This is a genomic window from Bradyrhizobium sp. STM 3809 (assembly GCF_000239795.1).
Classification (GTDB): domain Bacteria; phylum Pseudomonadota; class Alphaproteobacteria; order Rhizobiales; family Xanthobacteraceae; genus Bradyrhizobium.
Genome location: NZ_CAFJ01000223.1, coordinates 1 through 21,484 on the forward strand (window position 1 = coordinate 1; position 21,484 = coordinate 21,484).

General features: G+C 66.2%; 24 protein-coding genes and 1 tRNA gene. 21 read left to right on the forward strand and 4 right to left on the reverse strand.

Annotated features, from left to right (window positions below; all coding sequences use genetic code 11):
• Positions 1-78: 78 nt before the first annotated feature.
• The 13 genes from BRAS3809_RS12065 to BRAS3809_RS12125 all read left to right on the forward strand — a co-directional run bounded on the left by BRAS3809_RS12065 (position 79) and on the right by BRAS3809_RS12125 (position 11,104).
• A complete protein-coding gene (locus tag BRAS3809_RS12065) occupies positions 79-546 on the forward strand; it encodes a DUF6163 family protein (RefSeq protein ID WP_008962375.1) in 468 nt (155 codons plus the stop codon).
• 360 nt (positions 547-906) lie between these two features.
• On the forward strand, positions 907-1,419 hold the full coding sequence (ldtR, locus tag BRAS3809_RS12070) for a transcriptional regulator LdtR (RefSeq protein WP_008962376.1): 513 nt from the start codon (positions 907-909) through the stop codon (positions 1,417-1,419).
• A 210-nt stretch (positions 1,420-1,629) separates the two neighbouring features.
• Complete coding sequence (locus BRAS3809_RS12075; RefSeq protein ID WP_008962377.1) at positions 1,630-1,854, forward strand: hypothetical protein; 225 nt, start codon at positions 1,630-1,632, stop codon at positions 1,852-1,854.
• Between the two features lie 18 nt (positions 1,855-1,872).
• Positions 1,873-2,094, forward strand: coding sequence for a hypothetical protein (locus BRAS3809_RS12080; protein ID WP_006612770.1), 222 nt, complete (start codon positions 1,873-1,875; stop codon positions 2,092-2,094).
• A 24-nt stretch (positions 2,095-2,118) separates the two neighbouring features.
• Positions 2,119-2,685 carry a hypothetical protein gene (locus BRAS3809_RS12085; protein ID WP_201767117.1) on the forward strand — a complete coding sequence of 189 codons (567 nt, stop codon included), beginning with the start codon at positions 2,119-2,121 and terminating at the stop codon, positions 2,683-2,685.
• Between the two features lie 198 nt (positions 2,686-2,883).
• Entirely contained in the window at positions 2,884-4,185 is a 1,302-nt protein-coding gene (glyA, locus tag BRAS3809_RS12090; RefSeq protein WP_008962379.1) for a serine hydroxymethyltransferase, read from the forward strand.
• Between the two features lie 13 nt (positions 4,186-4,198).
• Positions 4,199-4,684, forward strand: a complete 486-nt coding sequence (gene nrdR, locus BRAS3809_RS12095; protein WP_006612773.1) for a transcriptional regulator NrdR — start codon at positions 4,199-4,201, stop codon at positions 4,682-4,684.
• Complete coding sequence (ribD, locus tag BRAS3809_RS12100) at positions 4,681-5,832, forward strand: bifunctional diaminohydroxyphosphoribosylaminopyrimidine deaminase/5-amino-6-(5-phosphoribosylamino)uracil reductase RibD (protein ID WP_008962380.1); 1,152 nt, start codon at positions 4,681-4,683, stop codon at positions 5,830-5,832. The genes nrdR and ribD overlap by 4 nt, the downstream gene beginning before the upstream one ends.
• Positions 5,832-6,440, forward strand: a complete 609-nt coding sequence (locus BRAS3809_RS12105; protein ID WP_008962381.1) for a riboflavin synthase — start codon at positions 5,832-5,834, stop codon at positions 6,438-6,440. The genes ribD and BRAS3809_RS12105 overlap by 1 nt, the downstream gene beginning before the upstream one ends.
• 232 nt (positions 6,441-6,672) lie before the next feature.
• Entirely contained in the window at positions 6,673-7,164 is a 492-nt protein-coding gene (gene ribH, locus BRAS3809_RS12110; RefSeq protein WP_008962382.1) for a 6,7-dimethyl-8-ribityllumazine synthase, read from the forward strand.
• A gap of 1 nt (position 7,165) precedes the next feature.
• Positions 7,166-7,675: a transcription antitermination factor NusB gene (gene nusB, locus BRAS3809_RS12115; protein ID WP_008962383.1), complete on the forward strand. Its 510-nt coding sequence runs from the start codon at positions 7,166-7,168 to the stop codon at positions 7,673-7,675.
• A gap of 104 nt (positions 7,676-7,779) precedes the next feature.
• Complete coding sequence (thiL, locus tag BRAS3809_RS12120; protein ID WP_008962384.1) at positions 7,780-8,781, forward strand: thiamine-phosphate kinase; 1,002 nt, start codon at positions 7,780-7,782, stop codon at positions 8,779-8,781.
• A gap of 202 nt (positions 8,782-8,983) precedes the next feature.
• Complete coding sequence (locus tag BRAS3809_RS12125; protein ID WP_008962385.1) at positions 8,984-11,104, forward strand: sodium-translocating pyrophosphatase; 2,121 nt, start codon at positions 8,984-8,986, stop codon at positions 11,102-11,104.
• A 77-nt stretch (positions 11,105-11,181) separates the two neighbouring features.
• Here BRAS3809_RS12125 and BRAS3809_RS12130 read toward each other — a convergent pair whose 3' ends face one another.
• The 3 genes from BRAS3809_RS12130 to BRAS3809_RS12140 form a co-directional block, all read right to left on the reverse strand.
• Positions 11,182-12,270: a DUF2336 domain-containing protein gene (locus BRAS3809_RS12130; RefSeq protein ID WP_008962386.1), complete on the reverse strand. Its 1,089-nt coding sequence runs from the start codon at positions 12,268-12,270 to the stop codon at positions 11,182-11,184.
• A gap of 197 nt (positions 12,271-12,467) precedes the next feature.
• Entirely contained in the window at positions 12,468-13,475 is a 1,008-nt protein-coding gene (locus tag BRAS3809_RS12135) for a Bug family tripartite tricarboxylate transporter substrate binding protein (protein WP_008962387.1), read from the reverse strand.
• 152 nt (positions 13,476-13,627) lie between these two features.
• Positions 13,628-14,113 carry an outer membrane protein assembly factor BamE gene (locus tag BRAS3809_RS12140; RefSeq protein WP_008962388.1) on the reverse strand — a complete coding sequence of 162 codons (486 nt, stop codon included), beginning with the start codon at positions 14,111-14,113 and terminating at the stop codon, positions 13,628-13,630.
• Between the two features lie 131 nt (positions 14,114-14,244).
• Between BRAS3809_RS12140 and BRAS3809_RS12145 the strand changes: the two genes are divergently transcribed.
• The 6 genes from BRAS3809_RS12145 (at position 14,245) to BRAS3809_RS12170 (ending at position 18,961) form a co-directional block, all read left to right on the forward strand.
• Positions 14,245-14,781: a ubiquinol-cytochrome C chaperone family protein gene (locus BRAS3809_RS12145; RefSeq protein WP_008962389.1), complete on the forward strand. Its 537-nt coding sequence runs from the start codon at positions 14,245-14,247 to the stop codon at positions 14,779-14,781.
• A gap of 100 nt (positions 14,782-14,881) precedes the next feature.
• On the forward strand, positions 14,882-15,433 hold the full coding sequence (locus BRAS3809_RS12150) for a YceD family protein (RefSeq protein WP_008962390.1): 552 nt from the start codon (positions 14,882-14,884) through the stop codon (positions 15,431-15,433).
• 327 nt (positions 15,434-15,760) lie between these two features.
• Positions 15,761-16,822, forward strand: a complete 1,062-nt coding sequence (gene plsX / locus BRAS3809_RS12155) for a phosphate acyltransferase PlsX (RefSeq protein WP_008962391.1) — start codon at positions 15,761-15,763, stop codon at positions 16,820-16,822.
• Positions 16,819-17,793, forward strand: coding sequence for a beta-ketoacyl-ACP synthase III (locus BRAS3809_RS12160; protein WP_008962392.1), 975 nt, complete (start codon positions 16,819-16,821; stop codon positions 17,791-17,793). The genes plsX and BRAS3809_RS12160 overlap by 4 nt, the downstream gene beginning before the upstream one ends.
• A 135-nt stretch (positions 17,794-17,928) precedes the next feature.
• Positions 17,929-18,288 (forward strand): integration host factor subunit alpha, encoded by a 360-nt coding sequence (locus BRAS3809_RS12165; protein ID WP_008962393.1) that lies wholly within the window; start codon positions 17,929-17,931, stop codon positions 18,286-18,288.
• A gap of 109 nt (positions 18,289-18,397) precedes the next feature.
• On the forward strand, positions 18,398-18,961 hold the full coding sequence (locus BRAS3809_RS12170; RefSeq protein WP_008962394.1) for a MerR family transcriptional regulator: 564 nt from the start codon (positions 18,398-18,400) through the stop codon (positions 18,959-18,961).
• 211 nt (positions 18,962-19,172) lie between these two features.
• On the opposite strand, the gene BRAS3809_RS12175 is transcribed toward BRAS3809_RS12170, so the two are convergent.
• Positions 19,173-19,250 (reverse strand) — tRNA-Pro (locus tag BRAS3809_RS12175).
• A gap of 301 nt (positions 19,251-19,551) precedes the next feature.
• On the opposite strand from BRAS3809_RS12175, the gene BRAS3809_RS12180 reads away from it, so the two are divergent.
• Positions 19,552-20,289 carry a hypothetical protein gene (locus BRAS3809_RS12180; RefSeq protein WP_240535657.1) on the forward strand — a complete coding sequence of 246 codons (738 nt, stop codon included), beginning with the start codon at positions 19,552-19,554 and terminating at the stop codon, positions 20,287-20,289.
• A partial coding sequence (locus tag BRAS3809_RS12185; RefSeq protein ID WP_035656169.1) for a hypothetical protein occupies positions 20,286-21,484 on the forward strand: 1,199 nt, incomplete at its 3' end. The genes BRAS3809_RS12180 and BRAS3809_RS12185, both read left to right, overlap by 4 nt.

Genomic DNA, 21,484 nt, shown 5'->3' on the forward strand with positions numbered 1-21,484 from the left:
CCCAGGAATCGCCAACCTCCTGGTCTTGAGAGCCCTCGATGTCCCCGACGATGACGTGCCCGACTTGCGCGAGCTGCCATGCCTGAGATTCCCTCAGCGCGGGATTTGGCGCGCGACAACGCCGCCATGTCGATTGCCGCAATGTCCTCGGACCGGCGGGAGGGCGACGAGAACGTCTGGACGCGCCGGCTGGTGCTGTTCCTGCGGGTCATGGCGATGCTGTCGATCGCCAAGGGTCTCTATCATTGGGCCCAGGTCACTGGCTTCATCGGCGGCGAGGATGATGCGTTCGAGAACCAGGCCATGGCCTGGCAGGCCGCGACGGTCTACTTCGCGGTGATCGAGCTCGTGGCCGCGGTAGGCCTCTGGCTGGCGACGCCGTGGGGCGCGGTGGTGTGGCTGACCACGGTGGTGTCGATGGCGGTGATCGAGCTGGTGTTCCCCGGCATCTATGGCGGCAACCTCCTGGTGGTTGCCGGCGAGGCGGTCATGCTGGCCGCCTATCTCGTGCTGGCCTGGATGGCGGCGCGCGAGCGACCACCATAGGTGGTGAGTTCCAATCGTTGCACGGCGTAAATCGTTTCAACGCATTGCAGGTAATGTTTCGAACACCTTAAGACCGCTTGCCACAGCTCTTACAGAGACCTTAGCGGCACGGCCCTCGCGTGTTTTGGAATGCGACAGGGAGGTGAAACGAAGCGGGAACATTGCTGCGCGACCGTCAACGGACTCTTGCAAAAGCCTCTGTAATTACTGAATTAAAAGACGATTCACTCTCCGCGATTCATTCTCTCTTTATGCTCTTATTTAAGGCGATCTTCAAAGCACCCCCCTTAAGTTCGCTCTATCAGACGGGACACAAGTTTCGTCGAATAAGTCGACAAAAACGACGACAGGGGAAGTGTCATGATGAAAGCCGTTGCGACGGCCGTGGAGACTGCTGCGCCGGGCCAGGGCGGCACCGTGCAGTCGTTGTATCTGGAAGCGCTGACGCTGGTGGAGCGGCTGCATCGCCGCCTGCTCGACGTCATCAAGGACGAGTTCGACCGTCGTGGTCGATCCGACATCAATTCGGTCCAGGCGCTGCTGCTTTATAACATCGGCGACAAGGAGCTGACCGCGGGCGAGCTGCGCACGCGCGGCTACTATCTCGGCTCCAACGTCTCCTACAATCTGAAGAAGCTCGTCGAGCTCGGCTTCCTGGATCACCAGCGCTCGCGTGTCGACCGCCGCTCGGTCCGCATCCGCCTGACCCCGCAGGGCCAGGAGATCCGCCGCATCGTCGACTCGCTGTATCAGAAGCACGTCAAGACCGTGGAGCAGGTCGGCGGCATTTCGAGCGAGGAGTTTTCCACGCTCAACAAGTCGCTGCATCGCCTCGAGCGCTTCTGGACCGATCAGATCCTGTATCGGCTCTGATCGCCATACACTGTTCGGCTGAGCCGGCGTCCGCGATCGGATGCAAGACCGGCCAAGCCGTCGATCGTCTGAACTCGACCTTGCGTCGGCCCTCGCGGGCCGGCGCTTTTTCTTGTGATCGCGGCGCACCTGTTCGCTGCTGCGAAAAACATCCCGTGCGAACGGGAACCAATCGCGCCTCCAGCACTTGTCCCCGCCGGAGGTCGGATCATGCTGCACGATCGCGGAATGCAGGTGATGAACGTGGAGGTGGTCGCCGACTCCTACGCGATCGCGGCCAACTATCTGCGCCTGACGGGAGCGTTGCCGGACACGATCGCGCCGAACGAGCAGCTCGTCGACATCATCGTTCAGCTGATCCACCGCGGAGAATTCAACAAGCTCAGGCTCGCGAACAAGGCGATCTCGATGTTCGAGATGGCTCGCTCGGCCTGATCATCAAGAGGGGATGATATGGAAGCCGCCATCGATCGCATCATGCATACGTACGACCTGCTGGCGAACCGCACCGCTGCCGCGAGCGAGGAAGCGCGTCGGAAAGTCAGCGCCTACATTCAGACGCTGTTCGAGGCGGGCGAGCGCGACCCGCACCGGCTGACCGTGTGCGGCCTGACCTATCTGCGCCAGCTCGACGGCCGCGTCGATCCGGTGAAGGCGGGCTACACCGGACTCTGATCGCTTCGTCGCGAGCCTGCTCGCGTGGCGCGCTTGCCTCATGATACCGACAACCTGTATGAGACCGTCAAGTTTCATGCAGGTTGTTCGTTTTTTAGGGGCTGGTCGGTGCTTTTGCTGTCCCGAGTTATGCTGACTGCCGCGGTCATGGTGTTCGTGTGCGGGGAGCTGGCGCGCTCCACGAGCATAGCCGAGCCGGTTGCGTCCCCGAAGGGACCGAACAGTCGCGAAGCTCTGGCAAGAGTTGGAGCCTGCGTAGAAACGACGATCACGAAAATCGCCGATCGGTTCGACGAGCCGCTCTCGCCGACTCCGTTCAAACGCGGCGAAAAGCGCGACAAGGACGGCGAGCCGCTGATGGATTCGGGCAGCTACGTCCAGTATCAAAACGGCGCCGAGCAGATCGACGCGGCTTGGAATGCCGGCGTGGCGCATGCCAAGCTCGGCGACCCCGTGCGTCTTTGCACCGTCTGGAAGCCCAAGAAATGCCCGCCCGGCGATGATCGCGGGCGAATCTACAACGCCACAAATCTCCGGACCAAGGAAACGTGGCAGATGTCGGAAAGCTGGCATTCCTGCGGCGGGGCCTGAGCAGGAGGGCTTGCCCCGGCGGCTGTCCACCATATCTGGCGCAAATCACCGGTTTGACCCGCAAGCGCTTGGCTGTTCCTTCGTCTGTCCCTTGGCCTGCCGCCGCCCGTATGGTAAGGGCAGGGGTCTTTTCCGACCGCCTTCACTGAACCGACCGCAGGCTCCTTAAGGCCTTGCGGACGTGGAGATATTCAGCCGATGACCGCTTCTGCCAAGCCCGCTTCGTCCGTCGATTCCTTCTTCTCCGCCACCCTGGCCGAGGCCGATCCCGAGATCGCGGCCGCGGTGAAGGGCGAGCTCGGTCGGCAACGGCACGAAATCGAGCTGATCGCCTCGGAAAACATCGTCAGCCGGGCGGTCCTGGAGGCCCAGGGCTCGGTCATGACCAACAAGTATGCCGAGGGCTATCCGGGCGCGCGCTATTATGGCGGCTGCGAATGGGTCGACGTCGCCGAGAACCTCGCGATCGACCGCGCCAAGAAGCTGTTCGGCGCCAATTTCGCCAACGTCCAGCCGAACTCGGGCAGCCAGATGAACCAGGCCGTGTTCCTTGCGCTCCTGCAGCCCGGCGACACCTTCATGGGCCTCGACCTCGCCGCCGGCGGCCATCTGACCCACGGCTCGCCGGTCAACATGTCCGGCAAGTGGTTCAAGGCCGCGCATTACACCGTACGCCGCGACGACCACCTGATCGACATGGACGCGGTGGCCAGGCAGGCCGAGGAGGTCAAGCCGAAGCTGATCATCGCCGGCGGCAGCGCCTATTCGCGTCCGTGGGACTTCAAGCGCTTCCGGGAGATCGCTGACAGCGTCGGTGCCTATCTGCTGGTCGACATGGCCCACTTCGCCGGCCTTGTCGCCGGCGGCGTGCATGCCTCGCCGGTGCCGTATGCCCACATCACCACCACCACGACCCACAAGTCGCTGCGCGGCCCGCGCGGCGGCCTGATGCTGTGGAACGACGAGCAGTTCACCAAGAAGTTCAACTCGGCGATCTTCCCGGGCCTGCAGGGCGGCCCGCTGATGCACGTTATCGCCGCCAAGGCGGTGGCGTTCGCCGAGGCGCTGCGGCCGGAGTTCAAGGTCTACGCGAAGAACATCGTCGAGAACGCGAAGGCGCTGGCGGAATCGCTGCGCGCACAGGGCTTCGATATCGTCTCCGGCGGCACCGACAACCATCTGATGCTGGTCGACCTCAGGCCCAAGGGGCTGAAGGGCAACGTGTCGGAGAAGGCGCTGGTCCGCGCCGGGATCACCTGCAACAAGAACGGCATTCCGTTCGACCCCGAGAAGCCGTTCGTCACCTCTGGCCTGCGGCTCGGCACGCCCGCGGCGACCACCCGCGGCTTCGGCGTCGCTGAATTCCAGCAGGTCGGCAGCCTGATCGCCGAGGTGCTGAACGCGATCGCGCAGTCCTCCGATGGCAGCGCGCCGCTGGTCGAAGCCGCGGTCAAGGAGAAGGTGAAGGCGCTGACCGATCGGTTCCCGATCTACCAGTAAGGCTTAAGGCGACATGCGCTGCCCGAGCTGCAACAGCCTCGATACGCAGGTGAAAGACTCCCGCCCCACCGAGGATTCCTCGGTGATCCGGCGGCGGCGGGTCTGCGTCACCTGCAACTTCCGCTTCACGACCTTCGAGCGGGTGCAGCTGCGCGAACTCACCGTCATCAAGCGCAACGGCCGCCGCGTCCCGTTCGACCGCGACAAGCTGATGCGCTCGGTGCAGATCTCGCTGCGCAAGCGCTCGGTCGATCCGGAGCGGGTCGAGAAGATGGTGTCGGCGATCGTGCGCGAGCTCGAGAGCGGCGGCGAGTCCGAGGTGTCGTCGGAAGCGATCGGCGAGATCGTGATGGAGCATCTGCGCGACCTCGACGACGTCGCCTATGTCCGCTTCGCTTCGGTCTACCGCAATTTCCGCGAGGCCAAGGATTTCGAGGCCGTGCTCGGCGAGCTCTCGGCCGAGGACGAAGCCCCGCGGCTGGCGCCGGTCCGCAAATGATCTTCCGGGTGCTGGTCGATCAGGTCGGCGAGAAGCTGCGCGCGCAGAAGGACGCCGACCGCCGCTACATGCAGCTGGCGCTGACGCTCGGCCGGCGCGGCCAGGGGCGCACCTGGCCGAACCCTGCCGTGGGCGCCGTCGTGGTCAAGGATGGCGTGATCGTCGGCCGCGGCTGGACCCAGCCGGGCGGACGGCCGCATGCCGAGCCCGAGGCACTCCGGCGCGCCGGCGAGGCGGCCAAGGGCGCCACGCTCTATGTGACCTTGGAGCCGTGCTCGCATGTCGGCAAATCGCCGCCCTGCGCCGACGCAGTCATCGCCGCCGGCATCAGCCGCGTCGTGTCGGCGATCGAGGATCCCAATCCGGAGGTCGCGGGGCAGGGGCACGCGAAGCTGCGCGCCGCCGGCATCCAGGTCGAGGTCGGCCTGTGCTCGGCGGATGCCAAGCGCGACCATGCCGGGCATTTCCGCCGTATCCGCGACGGCCGGCCACATGTCGTTCTCAAGCTCGCCGTCTCGGCCGACGGCAAGATCGCCGCGGCCGGCAGCAAGCCGGTGGCGATTACCGGCGAGACGGCACGCACACGCGTGCATTTGCTGCGCGCCCAGAGCGACGCCATCCTGATCGGCGTGCGCACCGCCATCGCCGACGATCCGCTGCTGACCTGCCGGCTGCCGGGCATGGAGCCGCGCTCGCCGGTGCGCGTCGTGCTCGATCCGATGCTGCGGCTGCCCATGACCAGCCGTCTGGTGCAGTCGGCGCGAACCACGCCGCTCTGGATGGTCGCCTCCGCGCTGGCGGAGCCCGCGGCGGCGACCAAGCTCGGCGCTGCCGGTGCCCAGGTGATCCGCGTGCCGCCGCAGGCCGAGCCCTCGGCGCTGGAGCCGCCCGCGGTGCTCAAGGCGCTTGCGGAGAAAGGCATCACGCGGCTGATGATCGAAGGCGGCAGCCGCGTCGCATCATCTTTCATGCAGAGCGGGCTGGTCGACGAAATCTGGCTGTTGCGCGGTCCCGGCGAGATCGGCGCCGACGGGATTGCTGCGCTGGACGCATTGCCGCTGACCGCAATCACGCAGTCGCCCGCCTATCGCGTTCGTGCTAGCGAAACGCTCGATCCCGACATCCTCACGATTTACGAGCGCGTGTAATGTTCACCGGCATCGTCACCGACATCGGCGAGATCGTCAGCCTGACGCCGCGGACCGAGGGCAAGCTGCACCGGTTGCGCATTGCCTGCGCCTACGACCAGGCCACGATCGCCGATGGCGCATCCATCGCCAACAACGGCGTCTGCCTCACCGTTGTGCAGTCCGGCACGGCCGACGGTAAGACCTGGTTCGAGGTCGACGCCGCCGCGGAAACGCTGGCGCTGACCACGGCCAAGCACTGGCGCGTCGGATCGAAGCTGAACCTGGAGCGGGCGCTGAAGATCGGCGACGAGCTCGGCGGCCACATCGTTTCCGGCCATGTCGACGGCATCGCCACCATCGTCAGCCGCGAGAACCTGCCGGACATGGCGCGGTTCGTGTTCAAGACCACGCGCGAGCTGGCCCGCTTCATCGCCACCAAGGGCTCGATCACCCTCGATGGCGTGTCGCTGACGGTCAACACCGTCGACGATCTGACCTTCTCGGTCCTGATCATCCCGCATACCCTGGCGGTCACCACACTGTCATCCTGGCAGCAGGGCAGCGAGGTCAATATCGAGGTCGACCTGATGGCGCGCTACGCGGCGCGCCTCACGGAAATGAAGTAGCTTGGAAGCGAAGTCCCTTGGAATTACGGACGCTGGCGCCTAAAACGCCCGCCCAACTCCTCATGGTGAGGAGGCGCATGCACCGGAGCAGGCCGAGCACTTGCGAGGCCGGACGCGACCGATGCACCTCGATGGCGCCGTCTCGAACCATGAGGCCCCAACGTTCTCGGCGCTTTGAGATCAGGCCAAGAGGCCGCTCCTCAGGGTGAGCCAACTTCAACGGATTGTACCCATGGCAGACGCACGGCGCGCGCCGCTGAAAGACCAGACCGACATCACCGGCGCCCGCGCGCTGATCGTCGAAGCCCGCTTCTATGACGACATCCAGGACGCGATGCTGGAAGGCGCCACCGCCGAGCTCAAGGCGGCCGGCGTGAGTTACGACGTTCTGACCGTCACAGGCTCGCTGGAGATCCCGGCGACGATCGCCATCGCACTGGATGCGGCCGCGAAGGCCGGCAAGCCGTATGATCTCGCCATCGCGCTCGGCTGCGTCATCCGCGGCGACACCATCCATTTCGAGATCGTGTCGCAGGAATCCTCCCGCGCGCTGATGGACCTGTCGGTCGCGCGCGGCCTGCCGCTCGGCAACGGCATCCTCACCGTCAACACCGAGGACCAGGCCTGGGCGCGCGCCCGCGTCTCCGAGATGAACAAGGGCGGCGATGCCGCGCGCGCGGCGCTCGCCGTGCTGCGCATCAAACGCCGCCTGGCGCGAGGCTGAGATGGCCGAGAGCAGCAACAAGCCGTTCAAGGGGCCGGTCCGCGCCAACGACCGCAAGGCCAATCGCCGCGGCGCCGCGCGGCTCGCCGCCGTCCAGGCGCTGTACCAGATGGACATCGCCGGCGCCGGCATCAACGACGTGCTGGCCGAGTTCGAGAGCCATTGGCTCGGCAACGAGGTCGAGGGCGAGCAGTATCTGCCGGCCGAGGCCGCGTTCTTTCGCGACATCGTCTCTGGCGTGGTGCGGGAGCAGACCAGGATCGACCCGGTGCTCGACACCGCGCTGGAGCGCGGCTGGCCGCTGAAGCGGATCGAGGCCATCCTGCGCGCGGTGCTGCGCGCCGGCGCCTATGAGCTGGAGCGGCGCAAGGACGTGCCGGCCAAGGTCGTCGTGTCCGAATATGTCGATATCGCCCACGCCTTCGTCGAGCGCGACGAGACCGGCATGGTCAACGCCGTGCTTGAGCAACTGGCCCGGCAGTACCGCGCCGACGAGATGGGGCCGAAGTAGGTTTCCGTCATTGCGAGCGCAGCGAAGCAATCCAGGGCTGCGGGCGGGACTCTGGATTGCTTCGCTGCGCTCGCAATGACGACCCGCGGGAGCAGGATCGCAGAATGTCGGGCAGCCCAGACGTCCCATCCGGCGAGGACTCCCTCATCGCCCGCTACTTCAAGCCGCTGGCGACCGACCCCGGCGCCTTCGGCCTCGTCGATGATGCCGCCGCCATCCCGGCCGGCGCCGACGACCTCGTCGTCAACACCGACGCCATCGTCGAAGGCGTCCACTACCTTCCCGACGATCCGCCCGACACCATCGCGCGCAAGGCGCTGCGGGTGAACCTGTCCGATCTCGCCGCCAAGGGCGCGGCGCCCGCCGGCTTCCTGCTGACGCTGGCGCTGCGGCAGAAGGACGAGGCCTGGCTCGCCGCCTTCGCCGCCGGCCTCGGCGAGGACGCGGCAAGCTTCGGCTGCCCGCTGCTCGGCGGCGACACCGTGTCGACGCCCGGTCCCGTGATGATCTCGGTCACGGCCTGGGGCCGGGTGCCACGGGGACGGATGGTACATCGCTTTGGAGCGCGCCCCGGCGATCGCGTGATGGTGACCGGAACGATCGGTGATGCCGCGCTCGGCCTGCGCATCCTTCAGGGCAAAGCAACGATCGCCGCGCTGGCGGGCGATCCCGCCGCACGGGATATGCTGGTCGGCCGCTATCGCGTGCCGCAGCCGCGCAGCGCGCTGGCGGCGGCAGTCCGGGATTTCGCGACCGCCTCGATGGACGTCTCCGATGGCCTCGCCGGCGACCTCACCAAGCTCTGCGCGGCGTCCAACGTGACCGCCGATATCCAGCTGTCACACGTTCCGATCTCATCAGCAGCGGCAAAGCTGCTCGCTGCAGGGGCGGCGCAACTGGAAACCCTGATCTCCGGCGGCGACGATTACGAGATTCTCTGCACTGTTCCCGCAGCGCAATGCGACGCATTCCGCGCTGCAGCCGGCGCCGCCGGCGTTGCCGTCGCCGATCTCGGCGCCATCGTCGATGGCACGCATGCGCCGCGCTTCCTTGACGAGCAGGGCCGTCAAGTCAGCTTGCAAAGGCTGTCCTACAGCCACTTCTGACACCCGTTCGCAGCCGCACATTGCGACCAAAGAAGCGTCTGAATTTGGAGCGGTTCAGGCGTCGCGGCGTTGCGTCATCATGGCGATTTTGGCAAGGTCCATGCCGTTCGAGGCTGCCCCGCCCGGGGGGCCTGACAGGGGGCGTGCGTCGCACCATCGCGGCGTGGCGTAGTTAGAAAAAGCAAAGAGCCGAGGAAACTAAATGTCAGCTTTATGGGTGATCGTGCTCTGCGGAGCGCTGTCGATCGTCTATGCGATCTGGGCCACTCAATCTGTGCTCAGCGCGGACGCCGGCAATGCGCGCATGCAGGAAATCGCGGCGGCCGTGCGCGAGGGCGCGCAGGCCTATCTCCGCCGCCAATATACGACGATCGGGTTGGTCGGCGTCGTGATCTTCGTGCTCCTTGCGTATTTCCTCGGCACGCTGGTCGCGGTCGGTTTCGCGATCGGCGCGATCCTCTCCGGCGCGGCCGGCTTCATCGGCATGAACGTCTCGGTGCGCGCCAACGTCCGCACCGCGCAGGCCGCGACCACCTCGCTCGCCGGCGGCCTCGAGCTCGCCTTCAAGGCCGGCGCGATCACCGGCCTGCTCGTCGCCGGTCTCGCGCTGCTCGGTGTCACGATCTACTTCGGCGTCCTCACCGGCTTCCTGAAGCTCGCGCCCGACAGCCGCACCGTGATCGACGCGCTGGTCGCGCTCGGCTTCGGCGCCTCGCTGATCTCGATCTTCGCCCGTCTCGGCGGAGGCATCTTCACCAAGGGCGCCGACGTCGGTGGTGACCTCGTCGGCAAGGTCGAAGCCGGCATCCCCGAGGATGATCCGCGCAACCCCGCGACCATCGCCGACAACGTCGGCGACAATGTCGGTGACTGCGCCGGCATGGCGGCAGACCTGTTCGAGACCTATGCGGTGACCGCGGTCGCCACGATGGTGCTCGCGGCGATCTTTTTCGCCAAGTCGTCGCTGCTCGCCAACATGATGACGCTGCCGCTCGCCATCGGCGGCATCTGCATCCTGACCTCCATCGCCGGCACCTTCTTCGTCAAGCTCGGCGCCAGCCAGTCGATCATGGGCGCGCTCTACAAGGGCCTGATCGCGACCGGCGTGCTGTCGCTCGCCGGCCTCGCCATCGCGATTGCCTGGCTCATCGGCTTCGGCAAGCTCGACGGCGTCGACTACACCGGCACGGCCCTGTTCATCTGCGGCGTCGTCGGCCTCGTCGTGACCGGCCTGATCATCTGGATCACCGAGTACTACACCGGCACCGACTTCCGCCCGGTCAAGTCGATCGCGGCGGCCTCGGTCACCGGTCACGGCACCAACGTGATCCAGGGCCTCGCCATCTCGATGGAGGCGACCGCGCTGCCCGCGATCGTGATCATCGCCGGCATCCTGGTCACCTACAGCCTGGCCGGCCTGTTCGGCATCGCGATCGCGACCACCACGATGCTGGCGCTGGCCGGCATGATCGTCGCGCTCGACGCCTTCGGCCCGGTCACCGACAACGCCGGCGGCATCGCCGAGATGGCCGGTCTGCCGAAGGAGGTCCGCAAGTCCACCGACGCGCTCGACGCGGTCGGCAACACCACCAAGGCCGTCACCAAGGGCTACGCGATCGGCTCCGCCGGTCTCGGCGCGCTGGTGCTGTTCGCGGCCTATAACCAGGACCTGCAGTTCTTCATCGCCGACTCCGCCAAGCATCCGTACTTCGCGGGCATCAAGCCGGACTTCTCGCTGAACAATCCCTACGTCGTGGTTGGCCTGCTGTTCGGCGGCCTGCTGCCGTACCTGTTCGGCGCGATGGGTATGACCGCGGTCGGCCGCGCCGCCGGCGCGATCGTGGAAGAGGTGCGTCGTCAGTTCCGCGAGAAGCCGGGCATCATGCAGGGCACCGACAAGCCTGATTACGGCAAGGCAGTCGACCTGCTGACCAAGGCGGCGATCAAGGAGATGATCATCCCCTCGCTGCTGCCGGTGCTGTCGCCTGTCGTCGTCTACTTCCTGATCTATGCGATCGCGGGCGGTGGCGCGGCCGGCAAGTCGGCGGCGTTCTCGGCCGTGGGCGCCATGCTGCTCGGCGTCATCGTCACCGGTCTCTTCGTGGCGATCTCGATGACCTCGGGCGGCGGCGCCTGGGACAACGCCAAGAAGTACATCGAGGACGGCCATTTCGGCGGCAAGGGCTCGGACGCGCACAAGTCGGCCGTCACCGGCGACACCGTCGGCGATCCCTACAAGGACACGGCGGGCCCCGCCGTGAACCCGATGATCAAGATCACCAACATTGTGGCCCTGCTGCTGCTGGCGATCCTCGCGCACTGAGCAACAGAGCGTTCATCCAAACAAAGACCCCGCGGTGCGAGCCGCGGGGTTTGTCATTTTGATATCGTGCTCTGTCGCTACTCCGCCGCGCTCTGGCGCACGCGATAGCTCTGCAACATGTTCTGCGCCATGCGCGGCTGCATCTGGGTGAAGCTCGCCAGGTGCTGGTCGAGCTGCGGACGCGCGCTGCCGCTGACATGCGCCTGCATGAACAGCAGGGTCGTCGTGGTGACCCATGACAGGTCGAGCGCCTTGGCGAGCACCAGGAGCTGATCGGGCTGCTTGCGCGCGAAGGCGCGCTCGACCACGTCGAGCGGCAGCTTGCACATCAGGGACAGTGCCAAGGTGACCTTGTCGAAGCTGCCTTCCTTGGCGAAGCCGTGCAGCTGCGCCTCGTGCAGCTGGCCGGTGGCGTACAGCTGCTCGACATAGGCCTTGGCGTTGGCAAAATCGGCCGAGCGCGTCCGCGCTGCGGCCTGCAGATGGCCGGAGGCCTGAGCGACCGCGAGCTCGACGATCTCCGCGCGGGCGCTGCCGGCCGAGGCGAGCTGGTTGCGCACGGCATCGGAGGCTTCGACGAACAGGCGGACCAGCACCTCGCGCGGACTGTCGGGCCGGCTCCAGAGCTTCAAAGCCAGGCCGGGATCGTCGGAGGCCTTGGTCACGAGGCCGGAGAAGCCGTGGTCGGAGAAGCGGGCGCCATTGTTGTTGGCAGTGTTCGAGACAACGGCCTGGTCGCCGCGATCGACCAGCACGTCGGTGACGGCCTCGGTGAGAATCTTGCGGCCGGAAATCGCCAGCAGGTGCTCCTGGCCGCGGCTCTGGGCGGCCGCCACCAGTGTCTGCTCGTCGAGCCGGTCGCTCTGGCGCAGCACGGGGCCGGCGATCGCGATGGTCTCGTCGCTCGCCAGCAGCTTGATCAGGCGCGGCGGCGCATCCGGCAGCACCGCGAGCCGGCTGCCGAGCTCGGCGCGCGCCGCGACGGCGACGTTATCGAGCAGCTTGAACAGCACGTGGTCGAACAGGTCGACATGCTCGTCGTTGAACTGGCCCGAGCCGACCACGAACAGGTCGGTGACGCGCTCCAGGATTTCCGCGCGCCGCGACACGTAGCGGCTGGCGAGAATGTCTTCGAGCTGATGCAGGACGTTGTTGGCGCTGGACAAGGCACGGGCTCATGCGATGGGACATCGCCGCTGCCTGCCCTTCGCACGGCCTTCGAGCCGCTCCCGGGGGAGGGCCAGTCACCGTTGACGGTATCTTAAAACCAGATCAAAGACACGCGGTCGCCATCTATCGCACTGTCTCGCTTAAGGTGCCGTTACACCTTGGGGCCATCTCGATACCGTTCCCGGGATCAGGATCACTGCACGTCCATCTGCAGGCCTTCCTTCTGGATGATCGAGGCGAATTTGGTGGTCTCGGCCTGGACGAAGTCACCGAATTGCTGCGGTGTTCCGTAGTCGGCCCGGGCCCCCATGGTCGCGATGTTTTTCCGGATGTCCTCGCGGTCAAGCATCGCCTTGACCTGCAGGTTGAGCGCGTTGACGATCTCGGGCGGGCAGGCCTTCGGCAGGAACACCCCGAACCAGGACGACACGTCGAACCTGGCGAGCTCCGGCGCGCTCTCGCGCATGGTCGGCAGATCGGGCGCGTTGGCGCTGCGTTCCGGCGTCGTGACGCAGAGGCCGGTGAGCTTGCCCTCCTGCGCCTGCGGCAGCGAGGGGAACAGATTGTCGAACAGGATCTGGATGTCGCCGGCGAGCGCGGCCTGCAAGGCAGGGCCGGCGCCCCGGAACGGGATGTGCGTCATCTTCAATCCCGTGAGCTGCAGGAACCATGCGCCAGTGAGGTGCGGGCTCTGGCCAACACCGGACGAGCCGTAGTTCAGCTTGTCGGGATTGGCCTTGAGAAACGCGATCAGCTCCGGGATCGATTTGATCCCGGTCGACGGATGCGCCGACACGATGTTCGGGATCCGGATCATGTTGGACACCGCCTGCAGCTGATCCGGCTTGTAGGCGAGGTTGCGGAAGATCGAATAGGCGATCGCGTTCGGCCCGGGATTGCCGATCAGGATGGTATAGCCGTCGCCTTTGGTGTTTCGCGCGACCTCGGCGGTCCCGATGGTGCCGCCGCCGCCGGAGCGATTCTCGACCACGGCCGATTGGCCCCATGCGGTCTGCAGATGCGCGGCCAGCAGCCGGCCCATCACATCGGTGCTGCCGCCGGGAGCGGCCGGTACGATCAGCCTGATGGTCTCGGCGGGCCGCCAGTCGGCGAAGCTCGTGCGTGGCAGGATGGCGGCGGTCGAAAGCGCCGCGGCTCCCGACAGGAGCTTGCGGCGCGACAGCGCGGTGCGATGAGCCAATGATTCCTCCCAGCTGATGTTTTGCGGGAGGGTAGGGAAGGTTGCGCCGCCAGAGCAAGCGCGGGCAGGTGAGGCGGGCTGCGCCAATCAGCGCAGCTGCGGGCATTCCTGCCGTGACCCGGAAGCAAATTCCGGGCGATGATCAGAGCCGATCAGTTGAAGCTGAGCAGCTTGAACAACGGAGTGAGGTAGCTGAGCTCCTGGCCCGAGGTCGGCGTGGTGCGGCTGACGAAGTCGAAGATCTTGCCGTCCTTCAGGCCGTAATTGGCGAGCCGGCGGACCTGGCGGTTCTTGTCGAAGTAGATCGCGACCACGCGCTGATCGACCATCTTCTGGTTCATGAAGGCGACCGGACGCTCGGCGCGTTGCGAGATGTAGTAGAACACCTCGCCATCCAGCGTGGCCACCGTGGACGGCGTGCCCATCACGATCAGAACCTGATCCTGGCTGGCTCCGATCGGGATCTGCTCCAGCGCGCCGGGCGGCATGATGTAGCCCTTCTGGAACTGCTCGCCGGTGCAGGCGGCCAGCGCGAGACAGGTCAGCGCGATCGCGCCCGCGGTTCGCAGACGGGCGCCGAGGCCGAATAGACCATGGGTAGGCAGGCCTCGGGTGAGCAGGCGGGCAGTCGTTCGCATTGTCTGGGTCATCTTCTTCAGATCGGATCCCGTCCCCTTGCGTCGGGCAGGGCGTTGACGTACCGGGCAAACTTGCGGATTGCAACATGCCCCCGAACCGGGTCACGGAAACTCAAGCCGCGGAACATTTCATGCTCTGGCCATTCAACCATCTCAGGAAACTGCGACCGTCCCCGCGCGGGACCATTGAGCCGATCTATGGCATGATCGTGGCGCAAACCCGAGAACCGTTGTTTTATAAACACTTAAATGTCCCCGATACGGTCGATGGCCGGTTCGATCTGCTGATCTTGCACCTCTGGCTGGTGCTGCGCCGATTGCGCGGGCTGGGCTCGGAGCTGCCGCAGGCGCTGTTCGACCGCTTCTGTGCCGACATGGACGACAATCTGCGCGAGATGGGTGTCGGCGACCTCACCGTGCCCAAGCGCATGCAGAAGTTCGGCGAGGCCTTCTACGGTCGGACGGCCGCCTATGACCTGGCTTGGTCGGAAAGCGAGGCTCGCCTGGCGGAGGCGCTGCAGAAGAATATCTTGAACGGCGAGCATCCGGACAGCGCGGCGGGACTGGCGGCCTATGCGGCCCAGGTGGCCGCACGACTCGCCGCCCTCGACGACAACAAGCTGCTCGGCGCGGGCTGGAGCTTTCCGCGCCCGGTGCAAGGGGACTAGCCACATGAGCAGCAGAGACAGAGACTCGCGCGAAACGATGCGAGAACCCGCCAGAGATCCATCCCGCGATCCTTCCCGCGATCCTTGGCGGGCGCCGCCGGTGATCGTGGCGCAGATCCCTGAGGCCGGCCTGCATCGCGAGATCGAGGCCGACCCGGCGACGCGCAAGGCGCTGGCCACGATTGCCGACCTGCGCGAGGTCGTCTCGGCGCACGCGTCGTTCGACGTGGTCCATCGGCGCGACGGCAAGGTGCGTGTCGAAGGCCGGGTGCGGGCCCGGATCGGCCAGACCTGCGTGGTGACGCTGGATCCGATCGAAACCGAGATCGACGAGCCGATCGACCTCGTCTTCGCGCCGCCTGAAGACATTCCGGAGCTGGCCGAGTTCGTCGAGGACGATCCCAACAGCGAGGTCGATGCCGCCGATCCGCCGGAGCCGATCATCAACGGCCAGATCGATCTCGGACGCCTGGCCGCCGATGCGCTGTTTCTGGGGATCGATCCCTATCCGCGCAAGCCGGGGGCCGTGTTCGAGCAACCGGCGGCGGCCGCCGACCCGGAGGAGCACCCCTTCGCCGCGTTGAAGGCGCTGAAATCGGCTGCGGACAGAACGCCCGGCCCGGCCAAGGCGAAGAAAACGGATGAGGATTGATGTCGGAATGCGCAGGCCGGCTGCGCTCCCGTGCTGTCACAAAACCTCCCGAAATCGGCTCAAGTCACTGATTTTCATGGCAAAGACCGATGCGCTCGCCGCCTTCGTGCCGGGTCGCGGTTGCAAAATGCGCGGCCCCCGGGAGGTTGTTTCGAGACGGGGAGACGCTATTGTCGCGCCGGGTCGGGGTGCGACGAAAATGCTCGGCCGGTCGTGGGACTGTCCCTTCACCGTCCTTTGGCCGTGCAGTGCCTCTGAACGACCACCAAAACACGGCCAAGCAAGGCCAAGACGAGATCAAGCTCGAGATCAGGTTTCCGGGACGTCATGCCTCAAAAGGTTCGAATCGCGCTGGACGCCATGGGCGGGGATTTCGGCGCGTCCGTCGTCATTCCCGGTGCCGCGATCGCGCTCGACCGCCATCCGGATGCGGAATTCCTGCTGTTCGGCGACAGCGCCAAGATCGCGTCCCAGCTTGACCAGCATCCGCGCCTCAAGGCGGTCTCGCGCGTCATCCATACCGATGTCGCCGTCAGCAACGACGACAAGCCGAGCCAGGCGCTACGGCGAGGACGCAAGACCTCGTCGATGTGGCTGGCCATCGAGGCGGTGAAGAAGGGCGAGGCGGACGTGGCGGTGTCTGCGGGCAACACCGGCGCGCTGGTGGCGATGGCCAGGTTCTGCCTGCGCACCCTCGACGGCATCGACCGGCCGGCGCTGGCGGCAATCTGGCCGACCGCGCGCGGTGAATCCGTGGTGCTCGATCTCGGCGCCACCATCGGCGGCGACGCCCATCATCTCGTCGCACTGTCGGTGATGGGCAGCGCGCTCGCAAGCGTGCTGTTCAACAAGCCGAAGCCGACGGTGGGCCTGCTCAACATCGGCGTCGAGGAGATCAAGGGCCACGAGGAGATCCGCGAGGCGGCCGAGCAGTTGCGCGCGATGAACCTGCCGCAGCTCGATTATATCGGCTTCGTCGAGGGCGATGGCATCGGCAAGGGCGCGGCCGACGTGGTGGTCACCGAGGGCTTCAGCGGCAACATCGCATTGAAGACGGCCGAGGGCACCGTCCGCCAGGTAACCGACTTCCTCCGCGGCGCCATCCAGGCCAGCCTGCTGGCCCGCATCGGCTATCTGTTCGCGCGCGGCGCCTTCGCGGCCCTGCGCGCCCGGCTCGACCCCCGCAAGTCCAACGGCAGCGTGGTGCTCGGGCTGAAGGGGATCGTGGTCAAGAGTCATGGTGGAACCGATGCCGAGGGCTTTGCCTCGGCGGTGCGGGTTGGCTATGAGATGGCCCGCTGCGATCTCCTGACCAAGATCAATGAAACACTAAATCGCGACGGCGGCGCATTGGCGTCCGCACCGCTCGCCCAGGAGGCTGTCTCGTGACAATTCGTTCGGTCGTGCTCGGCTGTGGCTCCTACCTTCCGCAGCGGGTCGTGACCAATGCCGAACTGGCAAGCCGCATCGAGACCTCGGACGAATGGATCGTCCAGCGCACCGGCATCCGGGAGCGCCATGTGGCGGCCGACGGCGAGTTCACCTCGCACCTCGCGATCAATGCCGCCCGGGCGGCGCTGGCGAATGCCGACGTCGATCCGCAGTCGATCGACCTGATCGTGCTGGGCACCTCGACCCCCGACAACACCTTTCCGGCCACGGCCGTGGCGGTCCAGAACGGCCTCGGCATCCATCACGGCGCGGCGTTCGATCTGCAGGCGGTGTGCTCCGGCTTCGTCTATGCGCTGGCGACCGCCGACAATTTCCTGCGCAGCGGCTCGTTCAAGCGGGCGCTGGTGATCGGCGCCGAGACCTTCTCGCGCATCCTCGACTGGAACGACCGCACCACCTGCGTGCTGTTCGGCGATGGCGCCGGCGCGCTGGTGCTGGACGCCCAGCAGCAGGGCGGCACCGCCGCCGACCGCGGCGTCCTGACCACCCATCTGCGCTCCGACGGCCGCCACAAGGCCAAGCTCTATGTCGATGGCGGCCCGTCCTCGACCCAGACCGTGGGCCATCTCCGCATGGAGGGCCGCGAGGTGTTCAAGCATGCGGTGGGCATGATCACCGACGTCATCGTCGACGCCTTCGAGGCCACCGGCCTGTCCGCCGACACCATCGACTGGTTCGTGCCGCACCAGGCCAACAAGCGAATCATCGACGCCTCCGCCCACAAGCTGCACATCGCCCCCGAAAAGGTGGTGCTGACGGTCGATCGGCACGGCAATACCTCCGCCGCCTCCATTCCCCTGGCGCTCGACGTCGCGGTCAAGGACGGCCGCATCAAGAAGGGGGACGTGGTTCTGCTGGAGGCGATGGGTGGCGGATTCACCTGGGGCTCGGCCCTGGTGCGCTGGTGAACCATTCCGCCGCACGACATTTGCTTGGGACGAATGACGCTTAGCCCTTCAGTTCGGTTCACGCTGCTGTTGACCATCGCCGCTTAACCTCTTAATTTCCGGACCGAATTATTCGCCGGGAGTTTGGGGCAGGCGATGGCGGGAACCGGAAAAACAGTCACGCGCGTTGATCTCTGCGAAGCGGTCTACCAGAAGGTGGGCCTGTCGCGGACGGAATCATCCGCCTTCGTCGAGCTGGTCCTGAAGGAGATCACCGACTGTCTCGAACGTGGCGAGACAGTCAAGCTGTCGTCGTTCGGGTCGTTCATGGTCCGCAAGAAGGGGCAGCGGATCGGACGCAACCCCAAGACCGGCACCGAGGTGCCGATCTCGCCGCGGCGGGTCATGGTGTTCAAGCCGTCCGCAATCCTCAAGCAGCGCATCAATGGCCAGCAGGCCAACGGCAAGATGAACGGCGAGGCCGCACCCGCCGAGCTCGGCGCCGAGACCGAGTAGCCGCGCACAGCCGGGAAAGTGGCGGGCCCCCGCGGGCCGGCCGGAATGTGTCATCGTCAGCGTAGCCTAGCGTCACATCTTGTCAGCACGATCGAAGGGGAACGGGCATTTGGACAAGGCGCCGGATGCGTTTCGGACGATCAGCGAGGTCGCGCAGGAGCTCGACATCCCGCAGCACGTGCTGCGCTTTTGGGAGACCCGGTTCGCCCAGATCAAGCCGATGAAGCGGAGCGGGGGCCGGCGCTATTACCGGCCCGACGACGTCGACCTGCTCAAGGGCATCCGCCGTCTGCTCTACAGCGAAGGCTACACGATCAAGGGCGTGCAGCGGATCCTGAAGGAGCACGGCGTCAAGTCGGTGCAGGGACTGGCCGACAGCTCCGCCGCCGTCTCGTTTGGCGCGCTCGAGGAGACCCTCGGCCAGGCGATGATGGAGGAGGAGCCGGTCGGCGAGGCCGAGGTCGAATCCGAGGATGAAGAGGAGGAGGCGTCCGAGGAGGAGGGCATCGATTTCCGCTTCGTCGACACCGAGGACGACATCCTCGATACCTTTCGTGTCGGGCCGCCGACCCGCGCCGGCATGAAGCCGGAGGAGCGCGAAAAGCTCGAAGGCGTGCTCAAGGAACTGCTCGACTGCCGCGCGCTGCTCGACCGGGCGATGAAGGAGTTGTGAGCGCAGGGCTCCGGCACGAACAGCTGGTGGCTCAATTGTCCGACCAGAGATTGGGCCAGCCTCGCCTCGTGGCCGGCATGGCCATTAGTCACCACGACGCCCGTTCATCAAGGCGCTCCGCAGCAAAGATCAGCGACTTTCGCGGTGCGATTCGTGCCCGCCTCTCCCGGTCGGAGACGAGCCGATCTTGTCAGGCTTGGAAGTGTTCGAATGGTCGGAGCGGCGGGATTCGAACCCACGACCCCTAGTCCCCCAGACTAGTGCGCTAACCGGGCTGCGCCACGCTCCGATGGCCGATCCTCTAGCCGTGATCGGGGCGGGATGCAAGGCGCGCGGGGTGCTTTCATGGGGTGATTGCCGGAAATGGCGGCGGAGATCCGGGCTTGCCGCTGCATTGGAAGGCCATTCGGGGATGAGCTTGGCCGATATTTCCGCAGATTTCCGGGCGCGAGGATTGCGTTTCCAGAACGCCCGGCCAGAATGCGGGCGGGTCATCGTGAGACCGCCAGCCATGGCGTGGCCTCGCGAGAGCTGAGCTGAAATGCAACCATAGATTTATGTTTAGGCCAGATCTCTTTCTATCAGTTGTATTGCTGTTTTCGGCGCTCGCCGGTCCCACCGCATTGGCCGCGACAGATCAGGAGCAGCTGGTCCGTGACGCCGTCGAGCTGCATCGGCTGCAGACGGAGATGCCGGAATCTGGCTGGCGTTTGGGTGAGGTGCCGGGGCAGGGCAACCCCTTGCCGGCGCCCCAGCCGGCGCCCGCGCCCGCTCCGGGAGCGTCGCCGGAAGCGCCGCCGCCCTCGTCAACCACGCCTCGCAGCCCTGACGAGCCGAGTCGTCAAACCAGGTTCGAGCTGCCTCCGGAGGTGGCCCGCCTGCTGCTGTGGGGGGCGGTGATCGTCGGGACGCTGGTCATCGCCTGGTCGCTTCGCGACAGCCTGCCCGTGATCAGCCGGTCGAGAAAGATCGTGGCCCGTGATCCGGATGCGCCGCCGCTGACCCAGGCCGACCGCATGGACGAGGCTCAGCTCGAGGCCGATGTGCTCGCCCGGCAGGGCCGCTACGCCGATGCTATGCACGTGCTGCTGCTCAACAGCCTGAGCGAGATCCGCGAAGTGCTCGGTGCCAGCTTTGCCGTCTCGCTGACCAGCCGGGAAATCCTCCGCAGCGTGCAGCTGTCGGACATCGGCCGTCAGTCGCTGACGGCGATCGTCCGCAACGTCGAGCGCACCTATTTCGGCGGCGGCCATGCCGACCTCGGCGACTACTCCGCCTGCCGGCAGAGTTTCGAGATGCTCAAACATTCGCTCGCGACCGCCGCATGAGCGATCGATCTCCCTTCGAGCCCAGGATCGTCGCGGCGCTCGTTGCCGTCGCGGTCGCGCTGTTTGCGGCCTCGCTGCTGCTGAGCGACAGCAGCGGGCGCCGCGAGGTCGGCAACCGGATCGGCGCGAACACCTATTCGAGCTCCGCTGTCGGCCATCTCGGACTGTTCGAGGTGCTCAAGAAGCTTGATTACGACACCGTCCGCGGCGAACGCGAGGTCCTGACGCTGCTCGGCCGCAATGGCATCCTGGTGCTGGCGGAGCCGGCCCGGCCCGTCTCCGGCGGCGGGAGCGGCGACAATCTGCTCGGCGCCGAGAAGATCCTGGTGGTTCTTCCGAAGTGGAGCGTGCAGCGCGGCGCCGAGCGCGACGGGTGGATCGGCAGCGCGCAGCTGATCCCGGAGTCGACGGCGCGCACCGTCCTCTATTCGGTCGCCGGCGCCGGCGATGTCGTGCGTCTCGAGAGCCCGCCGACCTTCAGGACCAGCCTTCAGATTCCCGTTCCGACCATCGAGCGCCAGGTGCAGCTGATCAAGGGCTCCAGGCTGAAGCCGCTGGTGTCCGCCGACGGCGGCATCCTGCTCGGCGAATTGAAGGAGGGCCAGCGCACGATCTGGGTGCTCGCCGATCCCGATCCGATCGAAAACCACGGCTTCGGCAAGGGCGACAATCTCGCTTTCGCGGCCACCATCTTCTACCGGATGCTGGCCGGCAAGCCCGGCGCGCTGGTGTTCGACGAGACGCTGCACGGCTTCCAGTACACCGCGCCGAGCGCGCTCTCCTTCCTGCGCGAGTTTCCCTACAATCTGATCGCGCTTGAGATCGTCGTCAGCGTCGTGCTGTTGCTGCTGGCATCGACCGCGCGGTTCGGAACGCCGGAGCTTCCGGACCGGGCGTTGCAGACCGGAAAGCGCGACCTCATCAGCAACGCCGCGGTCCTGCTCGATCATGCCGGCCACCATGCCTCGGTGCTGCGGCGCTATGTCGGCATGGTGCTGCAGGACATGGGACGATTGCTGCGCGCCCCGGCAGGTCTGAGCGACGACGAACTGGCCGCATGGCTGGACAAGACCGCGGCCAGGCGCGGGCTGCGGACCGGCTGCGCGGCCGTGATCGCGCGCGCGACGGCCGCCTCGACCGATCCCGCGTCGCTGCTCACTGAAGCACGCACAATGCATCATCTGGACGGAAGGAC